Source organism: Pontibacter qinzhouensis (assembly GCF_008017455.1).
Classification (GTDB): domain Bacteria; phylum Bacteroidota; class Bacteroidia; order Cytophagales; family Hymenobacteraceae; genus Pontibacter; species Pontibacter qinzhouensis.
The window spans coordinates 1-2463 of the sequence record NZ_VRTY01000192.1 but is presented as its reverse complement, the minus strand read 5'-3'; the positions used below and the strand labels follow the sequence as shown (position 1 = coordinate 2463).

Sequence of the window (2463 nt, the reverse complement as noted above, 5' to 3'; positions counted from 1 at the left end):
CCACTTTATTAGGCTCCTTTGGATATTTTTCCCTGAAAAGAAAAGCCAGGTAGGCTGACATTCCGGCACAAGCAGCGCCACCCCTTCGATGACGGATTTGTAACAAGACCTTACCTTCCCCAAAAAAAGGAAGGTTCTATGTCATATCCACCCATACCCATGTTACAAATTCGACGCCTGTTACAGTTATTACTAAAGGGTACTTCCAAGCGGAAGATAGCTCAGTTCCTGGGTGCTGGTCGCCATACGGTTGACCATTATGTAGCCAGGATCCATAGTTCAGGCATGGACATCGACTCCTTGCTCTCCTTATCAGACACAGCCCTTGCTGCGCTGGTATATCCCTCCAAGCCTGAATCAAAAGCAGACTCCCGCCTGGAATACCTGCTGGAAAACTGCAAGGATTACCAAAAAGAACTCCGGCAGGTCGGAGTCACCAAATATCTGCTATGGCAGGAATACCGCCGGCAGGTCCCCGACGGCTATGCCTATTCACAGTTCTGCGAGCACCTGAAGAACCACCAACGGAAAAACGGTGCCACCATGCACTTTACCCACCGGCCCGGGGAGTTTCTGCAAATCGATTTTGCAGGCAAAAAGCTTAGCTACGCTGATACCAACACCGGAGAGGTCATCGCCTGCCCTGTCCTTGTCTGCGTGCTCCCTTATAGCGGCTATACCTATGTGGAGGTGTTGCCCTCGGCCGGGCAGCAACACTTTTTCACCTCCCTGAGCCGTTGCCTGCGCTTTCTGGGCGGCGTACCTGAGAGTGCCCTGAGCGACAATATGAAACAGTATGTCTACAAGAGCAACCGCTACGAGCCTGTTTTCAGCGAGGTGTCCCAGCAATGGGCCCTTTACTATGACACCAACCTGGTGGCAACACGGGTGGCAAAGCCCAAGGACAAGCCATCGGTGGAGAAAGCAGTGCATATCGCCTATATGCGCATCTATGCCCTGCTACGCAAAGAAACCTTTTACAGCATTGAGGAGCTTAACAGGCGTGTCCTGGCCTGTTGCCAGGCCCATAACCACACCCTGCTGCAGAAGCGCACCTACAGCCGCCATGACCGCTTTGTGGCTGACGAGCAGGCATTGCTCGGGCCATTACCGGCAGAACCCTTCGTGCTCCGGCATACGGCACAGGCCAAAGTGCAGAAGAATTATCATGTTATACTCGGGGAGGACTGGCACCAGTACAGCGTCCCCTACCAATACATCGGCCAGACAGCCACCCTGGTTTATGACAGCTGCGAGGTGGAGATTTACCTTGGCCTGCAACGCATTGCAGCCCACAGGCGCAACTGCCGCCAGCACGACTACACCACCCTCAGGGAACATATGCCGGAGGGCCATCAGCGCTATCAGGATACAAAGGGCTGGGACGCGGCCTATTTCCTGGGTAAAGCCAAAGAGCTGGGGGAAAGCTCGACCCGCGTCTTTGAACGGGTCCTTGGCTCAAGAACCTTCACAGAGCAAACCTACCGCTCCTGCCAGGGGCTGCTGCGCCTGGCAGGCCGTTACGGGCAGGAGCGGTTTGAGAAGGCCTGTAAACGCGCTCTTCCCGCTCCCAGGGTGAGCTACCGGCTCATCGACACCATCCTGGCCAACAATCAGGATAAGCAAGAGCTCTCCGGCCTGCCTGGCAGCCTGCCCGGGCATGATAATATCCGCGGGCCTCAATCGTATAGTTAAACCTTTAAACCAAGAAAGATGAATCACCAGATTACCCTCGACCAGCTCCACGGGCTCAAGCTCAAAGGAATGGCCAATGCCTATCAGGCTGTGTTGGAACTACCGGTGGGCCAGCAGCCTTCGCTTCACCAGTTTATCGCCCGTCTCTCAGAGGCGGAAATACAGCACCGCAGGCACCTGAAAACAGCCTCGTACCTTAAACTTAGCAAACTCCGCTACGATGCCGTGCTGGAACAGGTGCATTGCCATGCCGGCAGAAACCTGTCTCCAGACCAACTCCTCTCCATAGCTGATTGCGGCTTTATACAACGTTCCGAAAATATCCTCATTACAGGAGCTACAGGATGTGGAAAAAGCTATCTAGCCTGTGCCATCGGCAGGCAGGCCTGTAGCTTTGGTTATAAAACACTTTACCTGGGCATGAACCGTTTCCTGGAAAAGATAGCACAGGCAAAGCTGGATGGCACCTATATAAAGCTGCTCAACCAGGTGGAGAAAACAGACCTGCTCATCCTTGATGATTTTGGCTTGCATCCATTAGACAGTATTGCGCGTCTGGCTCTGCTCCAGATGCTGGAAGATAGGTATGGCAGGAAGGCAACTATCATAGCCTCTCAGCTACCGGTTGACAAATGGCATGAGTTCATTGGGGAGTCAACCCTTGCCGATGCTATTATGGACAGACTGTCAGGGAATGCCCACCGCTTCCCCTTAAAAGGAGAATCGCTGAGAAAGAAAAAAAGTCAATAAAATTGCTTAACATTGAAT

At 53.1% G+C, this 2463-nt stretch carries 2 protein-coding genes; both read left to right on the top strand.

Going from position 1 to position 2463, the window contains the following annotated elements; genetic code table 11:
• Positions 1–159 precede the first annotated feature (159 nt).
• Positions 160–1695 (top strand): IS21 family transposase, encoded by a 1536-nt coding sequence (gene istA / locus FVR03_RS23875; protein ID WP_187270292.1) that lies wholly within the window; start codon positions 160–162, stop codon positions 1693–1695.
• 18 nt (positions 1696–1713) lie between these two features.
• Positions 1714–2445: an IS21-like element helper ATPase IstB gene (istB, locus tag FVR03_RS23870; RefSeq protein WP_147924283.1), complete on the top strand. Its 732-nt coding sequence runs from the start codon at positions 1714–1716 to the stop codon at positions 2443–2445.
• Positions 2446–2463: the final 18 nt, after the last annotated feature.